The organism is Sphingobium yanoikuyae, from assembly GCF_034424525.1.
Classification (GTDB): Bacteria; Pseudomonadota; Alphaproteobacteria; order Sphingomonadales; family Sphingomonadaceae; genus Sphingobium; species Sphingobium yanoikuyae.
The window spans coordinates 2,473,985-2,491,392 of the sequence record NZ_CP139979.1 but is presented as its reverse complement, the minus strand read 5'-3'; the positions used below and the strand labels follow the sequence as shown (position 1 = coordinate 2,491,392).

Annotated in this window: 15 protein-coding genes and 1 tRNA gene; 5 read left to right on the top strand and 11 right to left on the bottom strand. The window is 64.1% G+C overall.

Going from position 1 to position 17,408, the window contains the following annotated elements; translation table 11 throughout:
• Window positions 1-12 precede the first annotated feature (12 nt).
• The 4 genes from U0025_RS11415 to U0025_RS11400 all read left to right on the top strand — a co-directional run bounded on the left by U0025_RS11415 (window position 13) and on the right by U0025_RS11400 (window position 3,611).
• Entirely contained in the window at window positions 13-1,101 is a 1,089-nt protein-coding gene (locus U0025_RS11415) for an LLM class flavin-dependent oxidoreductase (protein ID WP_004207516.1), read from the top strand.
• A gap of 1 nt (window position 1,102) precedes the next feature.
• Entirely contained in the window at window positions 1,103-2,056 is a 954-nt protein-coding gene (locus U0025_RS11410) for an aliphatic sulfonate ABC transporter substrate-binding protein (RefSeq protein WP_004207515.1), read from the top strand.
• A gap of 17 nt (window positions 2,057-2,073) precedes the next feature.
• Entirely contained in the window at window positions 2,074-2,865 is a 792-nt protein-coding gene (locus U0025_RS11405; RefSeq protein ID WP_004207513.1) for a class II aldolase/adducin family protein, read from the top strand.
• Between the two features lie 95 nt (window positions 2,866-2,960).
• Window positions 2,961-3,611: a peroxiredoxin-like family protein gene (locus U0025_RS11400; protein ID WP_004207512.1), complete on the top strand. Its 651-nt coding sequence runs from the start codon at window positions 2,961-2,963 to the stop codon at window positions 3,609-3,611.
• Between the two features lie 57 nt (window positions 3,612-3,668).
• Here U0025_RS11400 and U0025_RS11395 read toward each other — a convergent pair whose 3' ends face one another.
• The 8 genes from U0025_RS11395 to U0025_RS11360 form a co-directional block, all read right to left on the bottom strand.
• Entirely contained in the window at window positions 3,669-5,006 is a 1,338-nt protein-coding gene (locus U0025_RS11395) for an LLM class flavin-dependent oxidoreductase (RefSeq protein ID WP_004207511.1), read from the bottom strand.
• Between the two features lie 114 nt (window positions 5,007-5,120).
• Window positions 5,121-7,262 (bottom strand): TonB-dependent receptor, encoded by a 2,142-nt coding sequence (locus U0025_RS11390; RefSeq protein WP_004207510.1) that lies wholly within the window; start codon window positions 7,260-7,262, stop codon window positions 5,121-5,123.
• Between the two features lie 158 nt (window positions 7,263-7,420).
• On the bottom strand, window positions 7,421-7,723 hold the full coding sequence (locus U0025_RS11385; protein ID WP_004207509.1) for a hypothetical protein: 303 nt from the start codon (window positions 7,721-7,723) through the stop codon (window positions 7,421-7,423).
• 56 nt (window positions 7,724-7,779) lie between these two features.
• Window positions 7,780-9,834, bottom strand: coding sequence for a TonB-dependent receptor plug domain-containing protein (locus tag U0025_RS11380; protein ID WP_037490218.1), 2,055 nt, complete (start codon window positions 9,832-9,834; stop codon window positions 7,780-7,782).
• A complete protein-coding gene (locus U0025_RS11375) occupies window positions 9,831-10,592 on the bottom strand; it encodes an energy transducer TonB family protein (RefSeq protein ID WP_004207507.1) in 762 nt (253 codons plus the stop codon). The genes U0025_RS11380 and U0025_RS11375 overlap by 4 nt, the downstream gene beginning before the upstream one ends.
• Before the next feature lie 2 nt (window positions 10,593-10,594).
• Window positions 10,595-10,888: a hypothetical protein gene (locus U0025_RS11370; RefSeq protein ID WP_004207506.1), complete on the bottom strand. Its 294-nt coding sequence runs from the start codon at window positions 10,886-10,888 to the stop codon at window positions 10,595-10,597.
• Window positions 10,885-11,175, bottom strand: coding sequence for a DUF3325 domain-containing protein (locus tag U0025_RS11365; RefSeq protein ID WP_004207505.1), 291 nt, complete (start codon window positions 11,173-11,175; stop codon window positions 10,885-10,887). The genes U0025_RS11370 and U0025_RS11365 overlap by 4 nt, the downstream gene beginning before the upstream one ends.
• A complete protein-coding gene (locus U0025_RS11360) occupies window positions 11,172-12,737 on the bottom strand; it encodes a PepSY-associated TM helix domain-containing protein (protein ID WP_004207504.1) in 1,566 nt (521 codons plus the stop codon). The genes U0025_RS11365 and U0025_RS11360 overlap by 4 nt, the downstream gene beginning before the upstream one ends.
• A gap of 494 nt (window positions 12,738-13,231) precedes the next feature.
• Between U0025_RS11360 and U0025_RS11355 the strand changes: the two genes are divergently transcribed.
• The gene (locus U0025_RS11355) at window positions 13,232-15,352 is read left to right on the top strand and encodes a TonB-dependent siderophore receptor (RefSeq protein WP_004207503.1); all 2,121 of its coding nucleotides are present in this window, start codon (window positions 13,232-13,234) and stop codon (window positions 15,350-15,352) included.
• A gap of 103 nt (window positions 15,353-15,455) precedes the next feature.
• Here U0025_RS11355 and U0025_RS11350 read toward each other — a convergent pair.
• From U0025_RS11350 to moaA, 3 genes are all read right to left on the bottom strand, one after another.
• Window positions 15,456-15,530 (bottom strand) — tRNA-Asn (locus tag U0025_RS11350).
• Window positions 15,531-15,606: 76 nt separating this feature from the next.
• Window positions 15,607-16,383 (bottom strand): NAD kinase, encoded by a 777-nt coding sequence (locus U0025_RS11345; protein ID WP_004207502.1) that lies wholly within the window; start codon window positions 16,381-16,383, stop codon window positions 15,607-15,609.
• Entirely contained in the window at window positions 16,380-17,393 is a 1,014-nt protein-coding gene (gene moaA / locus U0025_RS11340) for a GTP 3',8-cyclase MoaA (protein WP_037490215.1), read from the bottom strand. The genes U0025_RS11345 and moaA overlap by 4 nt, the downstream gene beginning before the upstream one ends.
• Window positions 17,394-17,408 lie beyond the last annotated feature (15 nt).

Below are 17,408 nucleotides of genomic sequence, written 5' to 3'. Positions count from 1 at the left end.
AGGAATGATCCCATGAGCGTCAAGTTCATCGGCTATATCGGCTTCAACAATGGCTCGGAAACCCAGGCGGCGGTGCGCAGCCGCGTGCTCGACAAGGAGTATGTCGAGGCGGCGGCCAAAGCGCAGGAGGAGGGCGGCTTCGACCGCGTCCTCATCCCCTTCGGCTCCAACAGCCCGGAAAGCCAGATCGTCGCGGCCCATGCCGCTGCGCTGACCAGCAGGCTCGGCTTCCTAGTCGCCCATCGGCCCGGTTTCACCCAGCCGACCGTGGCGGCGCGCCAGCTCGCCACGCTTGATCAGTTGTCGGGGGGGCGGGTCGCGGTGCATATCATCACCGGCGGCGCGGACGAGGAAATGGCGCGCGATGGCGACACCGGCACGATCAAGGCCCAGCGCTATCAGCGCACCGACGAATATCTGACCATCCTGCGCCAGGAATGGACGGCGGCCCAGCCTTTTGACCATCAGGGCGACTTCTACGACATTCGCCAGGCCTTCAGCGCGATCAAGCCGGACAATCTGCCGGTCTTCTTCGGCGGTTCCTCGGCCGAGGCGATCGAGGTCGCCGGGCGCCATGCCGATGTCTATGCGCTCTGGGGCGAAACGCTCGAAGCGGTGCAGGACACGGTGCGTCAGGTGCGCCGTGCCGCCGCGCGTCATGGCCGCAATCCCGGCTTCTCGCTGTCGCTGCGCCCGGTAATCGCCGATACCGAAGAAGCCGCCTGGAAGCGCGCGGCAGAGATTGAGGAGCAGGTGCGCGAAAACCGCACCGCCGCCGGCCTGCCGCTGACCGGCCATCGCCCGCCCAATGTCGGATCGCTGCGCCTGCTGGAGGCGGCGAGCGCCAACCGACAGGACAAGCGCCTGTGGACCGGCGTCGCTGCGCTCACCGGCGCGGCGGGCAATTCCACCGGCCTGGTCGGCACGCCCGAACAGGTGGCCGACGCGATGCTAGATTATTACGACATCGGCATCGATCATTTCCTGATCCGCGGCTTTGATCCGCTGGGCGATTCCATCCTCTATGGCCGCGAACTGCTGCCGGTCGTCCGCCGCAAGGTGGCCGAGCGGGAGAAGGTCGACGTCGCGCTCGCGGGCTGACATGGCGAAGACAAAGCTGATCCTGATCGCCGGCGCGCTGATCGCCTCCGCCGGTGTCGCTTTCGCTGTCACCCAATATCGCGCCGAACAGGTGCCGGTGCTGCGCGTCGCCAACCAGAAGGGGCAGGTCAAGGCGATGATGCTTGCCTCCGGCGCGCTCGATGGCGCCTCCTACAAGGTCGAATGGTCGGAATTTCCTGCTGCTCAGCCGCTGCTGGAAGCGGTTGGCGGCGGCGCGGCGGATTTGGGCCTCGCCGCCGACGCGCCCTTCATCTTCGCCTATCAGAGCGGCAGCCCGGTCAAGGCGATCGCGGTGCAGGCCCCTGCCAACCAGGCGGCCGAGGCGCTGGCGATCCTCGTGAAGAATGGCTCGTCGATCCGCTCGCCGCACGATCTGGTCGGCAGGACAATCGCCACCACGCGCGGATCGATCGGCCATCATCTGCTGCTCCAGGCGCTGGAGCGGGCGCATATCCCGGCCGATCAGGTCCATGTCACCTTCCTGCCGCCGGGCGATGCGAAGGCTGCGTTCGACAGCGGATCGATCGACGCCTGGTCGACCTGGACCCCCTATACCAATGTCGCGGTCAAGGAAGGGGCGCGGGCGGTTGCCGATGCCAGGGATTATGGCCTGCCGCTCTATATCGACATCGCTCATGATGCCTCGATCGCGCCCAAGCGCGCACTGCTCGCCGACTTCCTGCAGCGCGAGGCGAAGGCGGTCGCCTGGGCCCGCGACCATCCCGACCAGTTCGCCGCCGTGCTGGCCAAGGAAACCGGCCTGCCGATCGACATCGCCCGCGCCAGTTTCGAGCGCAGCAACCGCATTTCGCAGCCTGTCGATGCCAAGGTGATCGCCCATGAACAGGCGATCGTCGAGCGCTATCGCCGCGCCGGCCTGATCGATCCCAAACGGGACGTGGCGCAGGCCTTCGACACCAGTTTCGGATCCTGACGCAAGGAGCTTTCCCCATGGCCACCATCCTCAAGGATGATCGTTTTTCGCGCACCGGCATCAGCGAAGCCGAATGGAAGGTGCGTGTCGATCTCGCCGCCTTCTATCGCCTCTCGGCGCTCTATGGCTGGGACGATTTCATCTACACCCATATTTCCGCCCGCGTGCCGGGCCCGGACCATCATTTCCTGATTAATCCGTTCGGTCTGATGTTCGACGAGATCACCGCGTCCAGCCTGGTCAAGGTCGACCTCGACGGCAATGTCATCGGGGAGAGCGACTATGGCATCAACTATGCGGGCTATGTGATCCATTCGGCGATCCACGGCGCGCGCGACGATGCCCATTATATCGCCCATTTCCACAGCGCCGACGGCATGGCGGTGTCGGCTCATGCCGAAGGGCTACTGCCGCTCAACCAGCGTGCGCTGGCCCTGATCCCGCGCCTGTCCTATCATGACTATGAGGGCGTGGCGCTGAACCTGGACGAGCGCGAGCGGCTGGTGGCCGATCTGGGCGATACCAAGGTCATGCTGCTGCGCAACCATGGCACGCTGGCGCTCGGCGCAAGCCCCGGTGAGGCGTGGAGCGGCATCTATCAGCTCGAATCCGCCTGCACCGCGCAGGTCCGCTCGCTCAGCGTCGGGCGCGACAATGTGCTGATCGCGCCGGAGGAGGCGCAGGCGGAAGTGAAGCGCCAGATGTCGCGCGAGCGCCAGCCGGTCGAGGGACGGCGCACCCATTATGATCTGGTCTGGGAAGCGGCGCTGCGCAAGGCATCGCGCCAGGCAGCTGGCTATGACGCCTGATCTATAAGGATTAATCGGCGGCTTTCCGTCAAGTCTCATTGGCGTCGCGTCACACGCGGCGCCATTTTCCTATCTCCAGCAAAGGAGACAGGCAGATGGCGACGATCGTCGGCGACAATTTGAGGGCGCGCTATGCCGCGCTTCAGGCAGAACGGGAACGGGACTGGCCGCCGGCCCAACTGGCGCGCAACGCGGCGCAGCGGCAGCAGCTGGTGGCGCGCTTCGATCCGGCGACGGTGGCGCAGCCCGGCGATGTCCTGCCCGATCTGGGGTTCGATGATGTCGATGGCGGCACCCTGACGCTCGACGCGCTGACGGCGCAGGGATCGGCCTTGCTGATCTTCTTCCGCTTCGCCGGTTGCCCGGCCTGCAACATCGCCTTGCCTTATTATGCCGAAACGCTCTGGCCGGTGCTGCGGGCGCGCGGCATTCCACTGGTTGCGCTCAGCCCGCAGCAGTCCGATCGGCTGGCGGAAATCAAGCGCCGCCATGATCTGCCCTTCGCCGTCGCAACCGATCGCGACAATCAGCTCGCCCGCCTGCTCGGCATCAGCTTCCTTCCCGATGATCGCCCGTCGCCGCCGCCCGCCGGCTGGATCGGCGAGGTGACCGGCACGGGCAACTGGGAATTGCCGCAGCCCGCCGTGCTGCTGCTGGGGCCGGGCCGGGTGGTGCAGCGCTTGCAGGTCAGCCCCGACTGGCTCGACCGACCGGAGGCCGACGATATCCTCGCCTGGCTGCGCTGAACGCAACAAAAAAGGGCCCGGCAATCAAATTGCCGGGCCCTTTTTTGTTCGATGGGATCAAGCGGCTGACCGGGCGTCCCGTGCTGCGCTATATCGATTGTCGGGCACGGTGAGGCCCAGATGCTCGCGGAAGGTCGTGCCCTCATAGTCGGTGCGGAACAGGCCGCGCTGCTGCAGGATCGGGATCACCCTATCGACGAACAGGGCCAGCTGCCCCGGCAGCGGCTCGAACAGGACGAAGCCGTCGGCCGCGCCATTTTCGAACCAGCGCTGCAACTGGTTGGCCACCGTTTCGGCCGAACCCACGAAGGCGCCGCGCGGCGTCGCCAGCCGTTCGGCCACCTGGCGCAGCGTCAGCCCCTCCGCCTCGACTTCGGCCAGGATGCGCAGCGTCCCGCTCTGCTGGCTGTTGAGGCCCAGATGCGCGACATCGGGGAAGGGTGCGTCCAGATCATATTGGCGGAAATCATGGTCGTTGAAGGTGCGCGACAGGAAGCCAAGGCCGGTGTCCATCGACTCCAGCGCGGCGAGTTCGCGGTAGCGCGCCTCGGCCTCCTCATCGCTGTCACCGACGATCGCGGCGATGCCCGGCAGGATGAACAACTGGTCGGCATCCCGGCCAAAGCCCTTCGCCCGCGCCTTCACGTCGGCATAATAGGCGTGGCCCGCCTCGATCGTCTCGGCATGGGTGAAGATCACCTCGGCCCGGCGGGCGGCGAAGTTGCGGCCATCGTCCGACGCGCCGGCCTGGAAGATTACCGGCTGGCCCTGCGGCGTGCGCTTGATGTTGAGCGGCCCGCGCACCTGGAAGAACTCGCCCTTGTGATCGAGCGCATGCAGCCGATCGGGATCGACGAACTGGCCGCTTTCCTTGTCGGCGACATGGGCGCCATCTTCCCAACTGTCCCACAGGCCCTGGACCACATCGAGATATTCGGCGGCGATGCGATAGCGCACGGCATGGGCGGGATGTTCGCTCTTGCTGAAATTGGCGGCGGTATCGCCCAGCCAGGAGGTGACGACATTCCAGCCGGCCCGCCCGCCGCTGAGGTGATCGAGCGAGGCGAATTGGCGGGCGACGTTGAAGGGTTCGGAGTAGCTGACCGTCAATGTGCCGACCAGGCCGATCCGGCTGGTGGTCGCGGCCAGTGCGGACAGGATGGTGATCGGCTCGAACCGGTTGAGATAATGGGGGCTGGATCGTTCGGTGATCGACAGGCTGTCGGCGACGAACAGGAAATCGAACTTGCCGCGTTCGGCGGTCGCCGCCTGTTCCTGATAGCGGGCAAGGCTGGTGCTGGCATTCACGTCACGATCGGGATGGCGCCAGTCATGCCAGGTGCGGCCGACGCCATGCAGGATGAAGCCGAGCTTGATATGCGGAGAACGGGCCATGGCCTTGTCCTTCTGCTGGAGGGGAGGGTGAGCCCATTCCATCTACGCCCGGATGGTTCGCGCGACCAACGCGGACTCATCAAGCGCATATGAAATGGGCCAATAGGGCGGGCGTCAGTAGGAGAAGCGGGCGCTCAGCAGGATCGTCGCGGGATCGGCATAATTTTTATAATAGACCCCGGTCGAAGGGATGTAGGTCGAACTGACCGGCTTGTTCGCACCCAGGATATTCTTGCCCTGGATGGCGAACTGGAAACGGTCGTCCGGCAATATCCAGGTGATCGAGCCGTTGACGAAGGTCTGGCCCGGCACTTCGTCCTGCGGCCGGGCCAGGGCGTTCTGATAGAAGCTGCTCTGATATTGGGCGTTGGCCGACAGCCGCAATGTGCTGCCCGACGCACCCAGCGGCAGCGCATAATTGGCGCCGCCCGACAGCGACCATTTGGGCGCGTTCAGCAGCGGATTGCCATCGGCGTCCACGCCATTGCCGCCCGCGCCCTTATAATCGTCATAAATGGCCTTGAGGTAGCCGGCCGATGCCTGAAGCGAGAAACGCTCCGACAGGCGCAGGTCATTTTCCAGCTCCACGCCCCAGCTATGCGCCTTGCCGGCATTGCCGCGGCGTGATCCGACATAGGCAGGGTCGTAGAAGGAGACCTGGAGATCCTTGTAATCATTGTAGAAGATGGCGAGATTGCTGCGCAGCGCGCCGCCGAACAGGGTGGCCTTGAGGCCCCCTTCATAGGTCGAGACCTTTTCCGGATCGAAGGGCAGGGTGGCGAGATCCAGCCGGGTCGCGCGATTGTCGAACCCGCCCGATTTGAACCCGCGCGAATAGGTGAGGTAATTGAGCAGATTGGGCGTCCATTGCGCCTGCACCGACAATTTCGGTGTCAGCGCCTTCCAGGTCTTTTCCGCCTCGCCGGCGATCGACTGGGCCACGACATTGCGATCATCGTCGATCACCTTGTTGTCGAAGACGAAGCGCTTCTTTTCGATCGTGCCGCGCAGGCCGGCGGTCAGGCTGAATATGTCGTTCGCCTTCCAGGTGCCCTCGCCGAACATAGCATAGGCATCCGTATAGGTGATGTTGTGGGCGCGGAGCCGGTTGACCGGGGCGGTCGCGGCCGTGCTGGTGCGGCTGAAGCCGTCACGCTCCACGAAGAAGCGTTCATGCAGGTAGAAGAGGCCGCTGGTGAAGCTGAGGTCGCCAAAGTCGCCGTTCAGCTGCACTTCCTGGCTGAAGGCCCGGTCATTATAATGGATCAGGTTCTTCTGGATCAGCGCGGCCTCGCCGTCATTCTCGTAATTGACGGGATTGAGGTTGAAGCCGGTAAAGGCGCTGATCGACTTGATAGAGAGGGTAGGCGACAGGTCATAGACCAGCCGCAGCGACGCGCTGCGCGAATTGAGATGCTGGTCCGGTTCGACCTCCGAATAGGATCGGCGGCGGCTGAATCTGCCGGGCTGGTTGACCGGAATATAGGACCGCGTATCGCTGCGGTCGCGCAGGATATTGACGGTCAGCAGCGCGTCGAGATTGGCGATGCCGGTATAGCGCAGCTTGCCGCGCCAGGCGTCGAGGTCGATCCGGTTGACGTCATGGCCCAGCGTCGGGTCATAGGTGACGCCGTCACGGGTACGATGAATCCAGGCGATGCTGCCTGACAGGTCGTCTGCGATCTTGCCGCTGACCAGTGCCCGGCCCTGCACGTCATTATAGCTGCCATAGCCCAGTTCGGCGGTGACATGGGTGGTCTCGTCGGGCGCGCGGGTGATGATGCGCAGCGCACCGGCCGACGAGTTGCGGCCATAGAGCGTCCCCTGCGGCCCGCGCAGCAGCTCGATCCGCTCCAGATCGACAAATTCGCTCATCGAGGCGATCTGGCGCGGGATGTAGACATCGTCGACATAGATGGCGAGCACCGGCTCCTGGATCGGATCGGATTCGCCCACACCGCGCAGCGAGAAGGTCTGGGTGGTATGGCTGATCGACGTCCGCGCCACGAACAGGTTGGGCACCTGGCCGGCCAGGTCGCGGACATTGGTGATGTTGCGCTGCTCCAGCGTCTCGGGCGTGAAGGCGGAAATCGCGATCGCGGTCTTCTGAAGGTCCGTGGCGCGTCGCTCGGCGGTGACGATGATGCCGCCCCCAGCGTCGCCATCCTCTGCTGGCGCCTGGGCCCAGGCCGATCCGGCCATTGTCGCGGCCATGATCGCGCTGCAACCAGCGGCCAGGAAAATCCCTTTTTTCATTGTTCCCCACTCAATCTTGATCCGCCGCAGCCAGGCGCGCAGCGTTAACTGTCAACTAAAGTTGTAGACAATTTGCGCAAATGAGTTCGGGCAATCTGGCGGGAGAATGGCTCATAGATTTGCGCGGCAGAGATGGGCGCGCCGATCATCGGCTGTGGTCAGCTTCGACGTGCTCCACGTCCGCTATAAAGGGTCAGGGGCGATAGCCGCAGATTATTCCGGATCAGCAGTTCTGCGCATGCGCGGGTATCGGCGGTCAGTCGTTCGTCCAGGGGTATTGTGGGGGCAGAGTTGAGACGTTGCGCATCCGCTAACGAGGCGAGCAGGACCAGTTCGTCGTCACTGACATAGCGGGTGCCGGGCGGCTGGATACGCAGGCCGCATTCGGTGGCGATCCTGCGCAGGCGGGCGAAGCTGTCGATGGCCGCGAGACCGATCCGCTGCTCCTCGCCCCGCAGCATTGCGAGCACCCGGCGCTCGGTCCGCGTGCGGCGGTGGAGGGGAAGGGTAGAGCGGTTCACAGCGCACGTGCCAGTGTCAGCGAGACGACTGCACCCTCCCACTGGTTGCGCTGTTCCTGCCCGCTATAGCTGCCTGCCCGGCTCGGGCTGTAGAAACGGCGCAGCCGATGATAATCCTGACCGTTGAGAGCGCTGGCCCGCAGCGTGGCCTTGAAACCGGCGAGCGCCGTGGTTTCGATATAGGCATCGAATGCGGCATCGTCGCGCCAGGTCAGTCGCTCGCCGGTGTAGAAGACATCGCCCTGTTCGGCGGCGGTATAGCTGATCCCCCAGGATGAACGCAGTTTCGGCACGTCGTGGCGGAACTCGGCGCTCAGGCTGCGTGGCGCGATATCATCCATCTTCCTGTTGTCTCCGGTTACAGGGTCGCGCATGCGCGATCCCCGTAGCGTACCGTCGAGCGTCAGCCGCGCGCCACGCAGGGCGGCATCGAGCGGGAGGGTCGCCTGGGTGCTGATACCCCATTGGCGGGCATTGCCGATCGTCCCCAGCGCTTCGTCGCCCGTGGGGAGGAGGAGATAGCCGAGCATCCCCTGGTGCCATTGATGATAAGCCTCGACCGCCAGCGCGCCGCCCTTGCCCCAGCGATGATCGGCACGGACGAGCGCGCGAGTGACGCGGCCCGGGCGCAACTGGGCATTGCCGCCAAGCGGCCGGCCGTCGGCCTGATTTACCGATGCAGCGAAATCGCCGAAGTCGAGCTGATCGACGGTGCGGCGGATGCCCAGTCGCAACTGGCTGGTATCGCGCGGCGACCAGACCAGAGCGGCAGACGGTTTCCAGTTGGACAGGCTTTGCTCGTTCGCGGCATCGCCCGCAACGCGAATACGCGACAGTTCGAACGCCATGCCGCTTTCCAGCGTCCATCGCTTGCCCAGGCGCAGCGTGACATTGGCAAAGGCCTCGCCCCGCAGTTCGGATACACGGCTATTGGCATTTGCCAGGGTGATCGGGGTCAGGCCGCTGCCATTATCCTCCGCATAGTCGAGGGCACTGTTGAGCCGGTTATAGGCGATCTCCATCCCCAGTTCGGGGCGGAGCACATGGTCGCCCCCCCGCGTCAGCGTCGTACGACCGACCAGTTCCAACGGCTTCTGCGCCAGCGTGGAAACGCCGCGATAGCCAGCTTCGACATAGTCCTCGTTGGTGGTCTGGCGTTCGACCCGGCCGAGCCCCACCAGCTTTGCCGACCAGTCCTTGCCAAGGCTGCGGGTCCAGTCGAGCCCCAATTCGCCACTGCGCCCCTTTTCGTCATAGCCGATGGTCCGCTCGATCATCGCTGCACCGTCAGCCGGCATGATCATGATCGCCCGGTCGGATTCATAGCCATCCCGATTGAGCCGCAGATTGAGCGTCAGCGTACCACCGGCCAGCGTGCCGGATGTCGATGCCGCAAGCCCGATCTCCGGCGCCTTGCCGATGATGCGCTCATGCCGGGTCTCGGTCGGCATGCCATTGCCGTCGCTGATATGGTAGATGCCGTCGATCGGATAGCGGACCTGCTCGACCGACAGTTCCACATTGCTCTGCCAGCCGGCAATCTTGCGTGCATGGCTGATCTGGGCAGAGGGCGATATTCGGCCGTCGCGGGTATGGCTGAGCTTCAGCGAGGCATTGCCCGATCCGCCTCCATCGGTGCGCAGGATGACATTGGCCACCAATGTCTGTCCCTGAGCCTCGGCCGCGTCGGTCCCGCGCAACAGCACGACCCGCTCGACGCGTGCGGCGCCGATCCGGCGCAGCACTTCGGTAATGCCGCCGGCTTTCACCGTCGGTCGCTGGCCATCGATCAGCACATTGCCGGCCGCGCCGCCAAAACCGCGCAGGCTGTTGCCCTCGCTCAGCAGGAAGCCGGGGGTGCGCTCCAGCATGTCGAGCGCGGTCTGGGGCTGGAAGGGCGCGTAGAAATCGGCCGGATAAACCGGATCAGGGCCGGTCGGGACGATTGGCGGATGAGCCGGTGGACTATTGTCCTGCGCCCCTTCTTGTTCGCTCGCCATCGCGCCCGCCGTCATGGCAAGGCCGGCCATCAGCGCATGAAACAACATCATCGCAGGAAAAACTCTACCGGCACGACCAGTTCGATGCTGTCGCCCTTCACATCCTCGGGCGGTTTGGGCAGCGGCTGCGCGCGCTTGGGCAAGGCAAGCGCTTCCTGATCGAGCGACCGCACGCCGGACGAACGCTCGATCCGTGCCGACAACAGCTTGCCGGTCCGGTCCATGATGAAACGGATATAGGGAACACCCTGTTGCCGCGCGAAATGGGCATCGCGGGGATAACGTTTCACCTTGTTGAGCGCGCCCAGCACCAGCCCTTCCCAGGCTGGCTTGCCGGTCGATATCTGTGGTGCCGGTGGCGCTGGCCTGCTTTCCGGCGCGGTGCTTTCCTTGATCGGGGGGCCGGGATCGGGAACAGGTTTGGCCGCCACGACCGGCAGCACATTGGCGCTCGGCACCATGATCTTGGGCGGTTCCAGCATTGGTTGCTGGGGCGTGGGCTGCAATTTTTCCTTCTGCACCTGTTCGGGACCGGGCGACACTTCGCGTGCCGGTTCGGGTGGCGCAGCCGGCGGAGCAACGGCAAAGACACTCAGCGTCGGCGTCGATTTCGGCGCGACATAGGTGCGCCAGGTGACAAGGCCCACCGCCAGGACGGCCAGTCCGATCGCCCCGACGCCGCCCATGCCCGCCAGGCGCGTGCGAAGCGGCATCGCCTGGTCGCTGTAGCGGCTATAGCTCCAACCCGGTTCGATGCGTGAAGGCGTGCGATCGGTCAGTGGCGCACGGGCGAGAGGCAGCGAAGCCATGTCTATTCCGAAAGCGCGAGCAGCAGGGTGGGCGGCAAGGCGAGGAGGATCATGATGACCCATGCCCGCGCAGGACTGCGCGCATGGAAGGCGCTCATCGCGATAACTGCGAACAAGGCAAAGCTGGCGAGGGTAACGCCGGTGACCGCCTCCACAGCGTCCATGCCAAGGCGCACGAGCAGACGGGAAAGGGCGGCGGAGACGAGCGCGGTCAGGCCATAGGCGCCCAGCGTGCAGGCCGTGACCCGCCCGGCATTGGCCAGTCGGGCACGGGCGACGGAACTGAACCCGATCATGGCCGCACCTGAGCGAGGATGCGCTCGCGATTGCAGTTGAGCGTCACGATCGTGACGGCGCCGGCGCTCAGCCAGCCGAACCAGGCGACGCTGCCATAGCCCCAGCCAAGGCCAAGGCCTGCGATCAGGAAGGCAATGCTCAGCAGCGCAAAGCCGCCCCGGCGCAACCGGCGCGATTGCGCGTCGGGCAGCTTGTGGCGAAGCCAGTCCTGTTGGTGACGCGCCATCGCCAGAAACAGCAGCGCAAAGCCGCCGAGCGACAGCAGGGCTGTTGCGACATGGGTCATGCCGGCACCTCCTGAAAATCTTGCTTGGGCTGGCGCGTCCGGCGCGCCTTGGCCTTGGACTGGTGGGTCGCCACTTTGTGGGCGGCAAAGGCGAAGCCGGTGGCGGTCAGGATCATCATCAGGTCGAACAGGATGAAGATAGCGTCACCCGCCATCATACTGGCAGGCAGGCCGCGGGGCGTGGTGGCGGCGTTGACCAGCGGAATGGCGGCATAGAGCAGGGCGCAGGCGGCCAGCGTCTCGACCCAGGCCCGCCGTGCCGGCCGGCCCAGGCTCCACACAAAGATCGCGCCCCAGGCGATGAACAGGGCGTTGACTTCCCAGTCGGCGCGTCCGGCCATGGTCGGATCGAGCAACCGGTTGGCGAGGAAATAGACCGCGATCCCTGCCGATGCGCCGGCGATGACGCCGATGTTCAGCCGTTCGACCAGACGGAAACCGAAATGCGGTCGGGCCGGATCGGGCAGCTTGGCGCGGCGCTTGACCGTCCACAGCACCAGCCCGCTGCCGACCATGATCGTGCCGCCCACGCCGGAGAGGAAATAGAGCCAGCGCAAGGCCGGGTTGGCATAGCGGCCGGCATGAAGGTCGACCATCACCCCTTTGGTCGCTGTCGCCGCGCCGCCTTCGCGCGGGCCAGCCAGCGGTTCGCCGGTGGCGCCGTCGAGGTAGAGCATCGGCTGGTGGCCACCCAGCGTTTCGGTACGGGGCCAGATGCGGACGATCGCGGCTGCATTGCCGGGATGGCTGATGCTGACATAGCTGGGCTCGAAACCGGGCCGCAGCGCACGCGCACGCTGCAGCAGTTCGGGGATCGGGCGCAGGTCGGCCTTCGCCTCGCTCGGTTCGCTCTTTGGCCCGGACGGGAAGGCCGCCTCATAATAGGCGTCGGTCGACGGGAAATTGGCGCTGATCGCCCAGGGCATCAGGGTGAACAGCAGGGTGACGAGGCCGGTATAGGTGATCATCAGATAGAAGGGCAGGGCAAGGACGGCGGTGACATTATGCGCGTCGAGCCAGGAGCGCTGGCCCTTGCCGAAGCGCAGCAGGAAGAAGTCGGTGAAGATCTTCTTGTGGGTGACGACGCCGCTCAGGATCGCGACCAGCATGGCGAGCGCGGCCAGGCTGACGAGCAGGCGCGCCCACATGACCGGCATATAATGAAGGTCGAAATGCATGCGGTAGAGGAAGAAGCCGCCCCGCGTATCGCGCACGCTGGTCAGGGTGCCGCTGGTGGCATCGAGCGTCCGTTCCTGCTGACTTGAGCGGTCGCCGCCGGCCGGCGTCCAACTGATCGAGAAGCCGTCGCCGCCGCGCGAACCGGGAAGGGAGAGCGTCCAGTCGTCTGCACCTGCGCCTTCCTTGCGCAGGATTGTGTCGGCGGCCTCGATTGCCTTATCACTGACCGGGGCGGGTGTCAGTTCAGGTCGCATCCATTGCGATATTTCCTGCTGGAAGAAGGCGACCGTGCCGAACAGGAAGATGACGAACAGCAGCCAGCCAGGCAGCAGCCCGGTCCAGGTGTGCAGCGTCGACATGGTCTGGCGCAGCGATGCCTTCATGATGTCTTGCCTCCGGCGACCTCTGATGACCTGTGTTCGTGCATGTCCCGCTGTTCGCTAATGCCCATCAATGTCCTGTTTGGTTGACGTTTGGCGTGACTGGATTTCCAAAGAAAAACGTCGAGAAATATTGGAAAGCCGCCCCGTTGCCTACAAATTGCATACCCCATGGCGAGTGGTTCGCTTGGCACCTCGTCGCGTTGGGATGGTGCCATTAACGCAAATGAGATTTATTTGCAAAACAAGACGTTTGATTTTTTGTGGTCGTAAGGGCTGCCATGTCCGGCAAATAGTCCTTGTCGAACGCGCAACATGCCCCGTACTGGACAGCATAAATCACAGCCCCTAATTCGCATATGCGAATCAATAGCAATAAAGGGGCTGGTATGCGACATATGAGATGGATGGGGGCGTTGCTGTCTGGGGGCGGTATCGTTGCCGCGGCGGTGCCTGCGTTTGGGCAGGAACAAGCCAGTCAGGATGGTCAGGCTGTCATGCTCGGGTCGGTCCGGGTTGAAGGGGAGGCCGTTGATGATGGGCTGACCAGCGATCCCGCATCTACCGAAGGGACCGGCTCTTACACGACCCGGTCGATGAAGACCGCGACGAAGCTGCCCATGTCGATCCGCGAGACGCCGCAGTCGGTGACCGTCGTCACCCGCCAGCGACTGGATGATCAGGTGATGACCAACATCACCGACGTGGTGAAAAATACGCCAGGCCTTTTCCTCAACTATTCCAGCGGGCCCGGCCGCCCGAGCTTTACCGCGCGCGGTTTCGATATCGACAACATAATGTATGACGGCCTGCCGTCCCGCTATCAGGGATGGGTCGTGGGCAGTCAGGCCAATATGGCCATCTATGACCGGGTGGAGGTGGTGCGCGGCGCTACGGGCCTTGTAACCGGCAGCGGCAATCCATCGGCGGCGATCAATCTGGTGCGCAAGCGCCCGACCCGCGACTTTCAGCTCAATCTCGAAGGATCGGCCGGCAGTTGGGACAATTATCGCGGGCAGATCGACATGTCGGGCGGTGTCGATCAGGCCGGCAATCTGCGGGTGCGGGTTATCGGCTCCTATCAGGACAGCAGCAGTTTCCGCGACGGCGAGGTCATTCATCGCGGCCTGATCCATGCGATCGGCGAATATGATATCGGTCCTGATACGACGCTGATGGTAGGCGCCACCCATCAGGATGATTTCTTCAACAGCTTCTGGGGCGGCTTGCCGCTCAGCGCTACCGGCGCGCATTTCGACCTGCCGCGCTCGACCCGGCCCAGCTATGACTGGGAAGACAAAAGCCAGAAGTCGAACACTGTCTTTGGCGAACTGACCCATCGGTTCGGTCACGACTGGAGCGTCCGGCTGGCGAGCATGAAGGTGTGGCAGGATGCCATGTTCTCCGGCACCTATGTCTATCGCCGGCCCGACCTGACGCTCACCCATTCCGCCTATCAGGCCGCCTATGACGAGGATCAGGCCAGTGTCGACCTCTATGCCAGCGGGCCGGTCACGTTGTTTGGTCGTGACCATGATCTGACATTCGGCGCCAGCCGACGCGAGACCTCGACAGGCACGCAAAATTACAGCGGGGGCGGGCTGCTCGCTGGCAATGTCGACATGTTCGATTTCGACCCGGCCAGCGGTGCTCGACCCAATTTCGTGCCGACGACCTACAGCCGGAACGTCATCACCCAGGGCGGTCTCTATGCCTCGACCCGGCTCAATCCGTTCGATGGGCTGAAGGTCATCCTGGGCGGGCGGCTGGATTGGTATGATTATGATAATCGCACGGCTGCGACCGGCGATTACAAGGTCGATGCCCACAAGACCGTCTATGCCGGCGCGATCCTGGACATCGATCGTCATCATTCTTTCTATGCCAGCTTCACCGACATTTTCCAGCCGCAGACGGCCAGGGGCTTTGCCGTAGACACCGACAGCCAGACGATCCTGAAGCCGATCACCGGCCAGAATTACGAGGTGGGCATCAAGGGCGAATATCTCGACGGGGCGCTGAATGCGGCGATCGGGCTCTTCCGCATCGACCAACGGAATAGGGCATTTGTGCCGACCGATCAGAGCGGTTGTCCCAGCTTCCCGGCCAGCAGTTGCTCGACGGCTGCTGGCCTGGTGCGCAGCAAGGGCATTGATGCCGAGCTTCAGGGCGCGATTACGCCCGACTGGAACATTTCGCTCAGCTATACCTATACCAGCATTCAATTTGTGCGGGACACCAACCCCGAAAATGGCGGCAAGAATTTCGACACCGACATGCCCCGCCACATGGCTAAATTGTCGACCTTCTACACTCTGCCGGGGAAGCTCGACCGGCTGCGTGTCGGCGCCGGACTTAACTGGCAGAGCCGCATATACAACGACAATAACGGCGCCAATTTCAACAATGTCGCCTTCCGCGTCGAACAGGGGGCCTATGCCGTTGCCGACCTGATGCTGGGATACAAGATCAGCGACCGGTTCGATCTTCAGGCCAACATCAACAATCTGTTCGACAAGCATTATTACAAGGCGATCGGCTATGATATCCGCTGGGGCTCGACCGATGCCTATGGCGATCCGCGCAATATTCTGGTGACGCTGCGCGGCAGAATCTGAAGGCATGCGCTCGCCAGCCATGGTTGGCGAGCGCCGCAATCGTGCGATGCGCTGAATTTCGGATTGTCTGGAGCCAGCCCGGCCTTGCCAAGGGCTGAAATAGTGGCTCCCCGAGTAGGATTCGAACCTACGGCCATTCGATTAACAGTCGAATGCTCTACCGCTGAGCTATCGGGGAGCAGCCCTGCTTGCGCCGGGCAGGCCGCGCATATGCAGCGGCTTGTCCCAAATGGCAAGCGTGAAATTGCAGAAAATTACGCGATGAATTGTTCGGCCGCGATCCGGTCGTCCAGCGTATGTTCGGGGTCGAACAACAAAGTCAGCGGCGTGGCGCGGTCGATCTTGACCTCCACCTGGGCGACGTCACGGACTTCGCGCTGGTCGGCGACGGCACTGACCGGGCGCTTGACCGGATCGAGCACGGTGAAGCGAATCGCGGTATTTTCAGGCAGGATGGCGCCACGCCAGCGGCGCGGCCGGAACGGGCTGATCGGGGTCAGGGCGACCAGGGCGGACCCCAGCGGCAGGATCGGGCCATGGGCGGACAGATTATAGGCGGTGGACCCGGCGGGCGTTGCGACCAGCACGCCGTCGCACACCAGTTCGGGCAGCACGGGGCGATCGTTGACCTGCACTTCCAGCTTGGCGGTCTGGCGGGTTTCGCGCAGCAGCGAGACTTCGTTGATCGCCGGGATGGAGAAACGCTCGCCATCGACCGTATCGACCACCATGCGCAGCGGATTGACCTTGAAGCTCTTGGCCTTCTCCAGCCGCTGTTCCAGCCGTTCCAGCCGCCATTCGTTCATCAGGAAGCCGACCGTGCCGAGGTTCATGCCGAAGACCGGCAATATGCGGCGGGATTCCAGCATGGCGTGCAGCGTCTGCAGCATGAAGCCATCGCCGCCCAGCGCGATGACCGTGTCCGCCTGTTCCAGCGGCACGAAATCATAGGCGGCGCGCAACCGCTCTTCCGCTGCCCGCGCAGCCTGGGTCGGGGACGCGACGAGGGCGCGCCGGGGTTCGCTGTTCATCCGCCGGTGACGCTCATATGTCGCTGGACCGCCGCAGTCGGTGCGTCGGCGCCGATCCGGAAATCATGGGCCGCAGGCTTGCGCCGCAGTGCGCGATCGACCAGCGGCTCGACCGCGGCGAGGCCGCCGCTGCGCAGCGCGGCCTTGAAATCGACATGATCGTCATGGCCCAGGCACATGTAGATCTTGCCCTCGCAGGTCATGCGCATGCGATTGCAGTCGGCGCAGAAATTGCGGGTGAGCGGGGTGATGAGGCCAAGGCGGACGCCCAGCCCCTCGACATCATGATAGCGCGCCGGGCCACCCGTGCGCGCCGCAATCGGGGTGAGGGCATGATGGGCGTCGATCTCCTGCGCGACATGCGACAGCGGCAGATAATGGTCGGTGCGATCCTCGCCGGTTTCGCCCAGCGGCATGGTCTCGATCAGGGTCAGGTCGAAGCCCTGGCTGTCGCACCAGCGCAGCATCGGCAGGATCTCGTCGGCATTGATATCCTTGAGCGCGACCATGTTGATCTTGACCGCAAGGCCCGCCGCGCGCGCGGCATCCAGTCCGTGCCGCACGGCCGACAGGTCGCCGCCGCGGGTGATATGGGCGAAGCGATCGGCCTGCAGGCTGTCGAGGCTGACATTGATGCGGCGGACGCCAGCGTCGTGCAGAGGCTCCGCATGATCGGCGAGGCGTGTGCCATTGGTTGTCAGCGTCAGTTCCTGAAGGCCGGCATCCAGATGGCGGCCGATTCGACGGATCAGGTCGATGATGTCGCGGCGCACCAGCGGTTCGCCGCCGGTCAGGCGGATGCGGCGCACGCCGCGCGCAATGAAGAGATCGGCGAGCAGCGCGATTTCCTCCAGCGTCAGAACCTGATTTTTCGGCAGGAACTGCATCCGTTCCGCCATGCAGTATCGGCAGCGCAGGTCGCATCGATCCGTAACGGAAATCCGCAGATAATCGATCCGGCGGCCAAGGCCGTCGGTCATGGAAGTTGCGGCAGGATCGACCATGGCCATGCCCCTAGCTAGGCC

What these genes read in the sequence shown, in the direction of transcription:
- U0025_RS11415 (WP_004207516.1), top strand. Translation starts at nt 13, where the DNA reads ATGAGCGTCAAGTTCATCGGCTATATCGGCTTCAACAATGGCTCGGAA.
- U0025_RS11410 (WP_004207515.1), top strand. Translation starts at nt 1,103, where the DNA reads ATGGCGAAGACAAAGCTGATCCTGATCGCCGGCGCGCTGATCGCCTCC.
- U0025_RS11405 (WP_004207513.1), top strand. Translation starts at nt 2,074, where the DNA reads ATGGCCACCATCCTCAAGGATGATCGTTTTTCGCGCACCGGCATCAGC.
- U0025_RS11400 (WP_004207512.1), top strand. Translation starts at nt 2,961, where the DNA reads ATGGCGACGATCGTCGGCGACAATTTGAGGGCGCGCTATGCCGCGCTT.
- U0025_RS11395 (WP_004207511.1), bottom strand. Translation starts at nt 5,006, where the DNA reads ATGGCCCGTTCTCCGCATATCAAGCTCGGCTTCATCCTGCATGGCGTC.
- U0025_RS11390 (WP_004207510.1), bottom strand. Translation starts at nt 7,262, where the DNA reads ATGAAAAAAGGGATTTTCCTGGCCGCTGGTTGCAGCGCGATCATGGCC.
- U0025_RS11385 (WP_004207509.1), bottom strand. Translation starts at nt 7,723, where the DNA reads ATGCTGCGGGGCGAGGAGCAGCGGATCGGTCTCGCGGCCATCGACAGC.
- U0025_RS11380 (WP_037490218.1), bottom strand. Translation starts at nt 9,834, where the DNA reads ATGATGTTGTTTCATGCGCTGATGGCCGGCCTTGCCATGACGGCGGGC.
- U0025_RS11375 (WP_004207507.1), bottom strand. Translation starts at nt 10,592, where the DNA reads ATGGCTTCGCTGCCTCTCGCCCGTGCGCCACTGACCGATCGCACGCCT.
- U0025_RS11370 (WP_004207506.1), bottom strand. Translation starts at nt 10,888, where the DNA reads ATGATCGGGTTCAGTTCCGTCGCCCGTGCCCGACTGGCCAATGCCGGG.
- U0025_RS11365 (WP_004207505.1), bottom strand. Translation starts at nt 11,175, where the DNA reads ATGACCCATGTCGCAACAGCCCTGCTGTCGCTCGGCGGCTTTGCGCTG.
- U0025_RS11360 (WP_004207504.1), bottom strand. Translation starts at nt 12,737, where the DNA reads ATGAAGGCATCGCTGCGCCAGACCATGTCGACGCTGCACACCTGGACC.
- U0025_RS11355 (WP_004207503.1), top strand. Translation starts at nt 13,232, where the DNA reads ATGCTCGGGTCGGTCCGGGTTGAAGGGGAGGCCGTTGATGATGGGCTG.
- U0025_RS11345 (WP_004207502.1), bottom strand. Translation starts at nt 16,383, where the DNA reads ATGAACAGCGAACCCCGGCGCGCCCTCGTCGCGTCCCCGACCCAGGCT.
- moaA (WP_037490215.1), bottom strand. Translation starts at nt 17,393, where the DNA reads ATGGCCATGGTCGATCCTGCCGCAACTTCCATGACCGACGGCCTTGGC.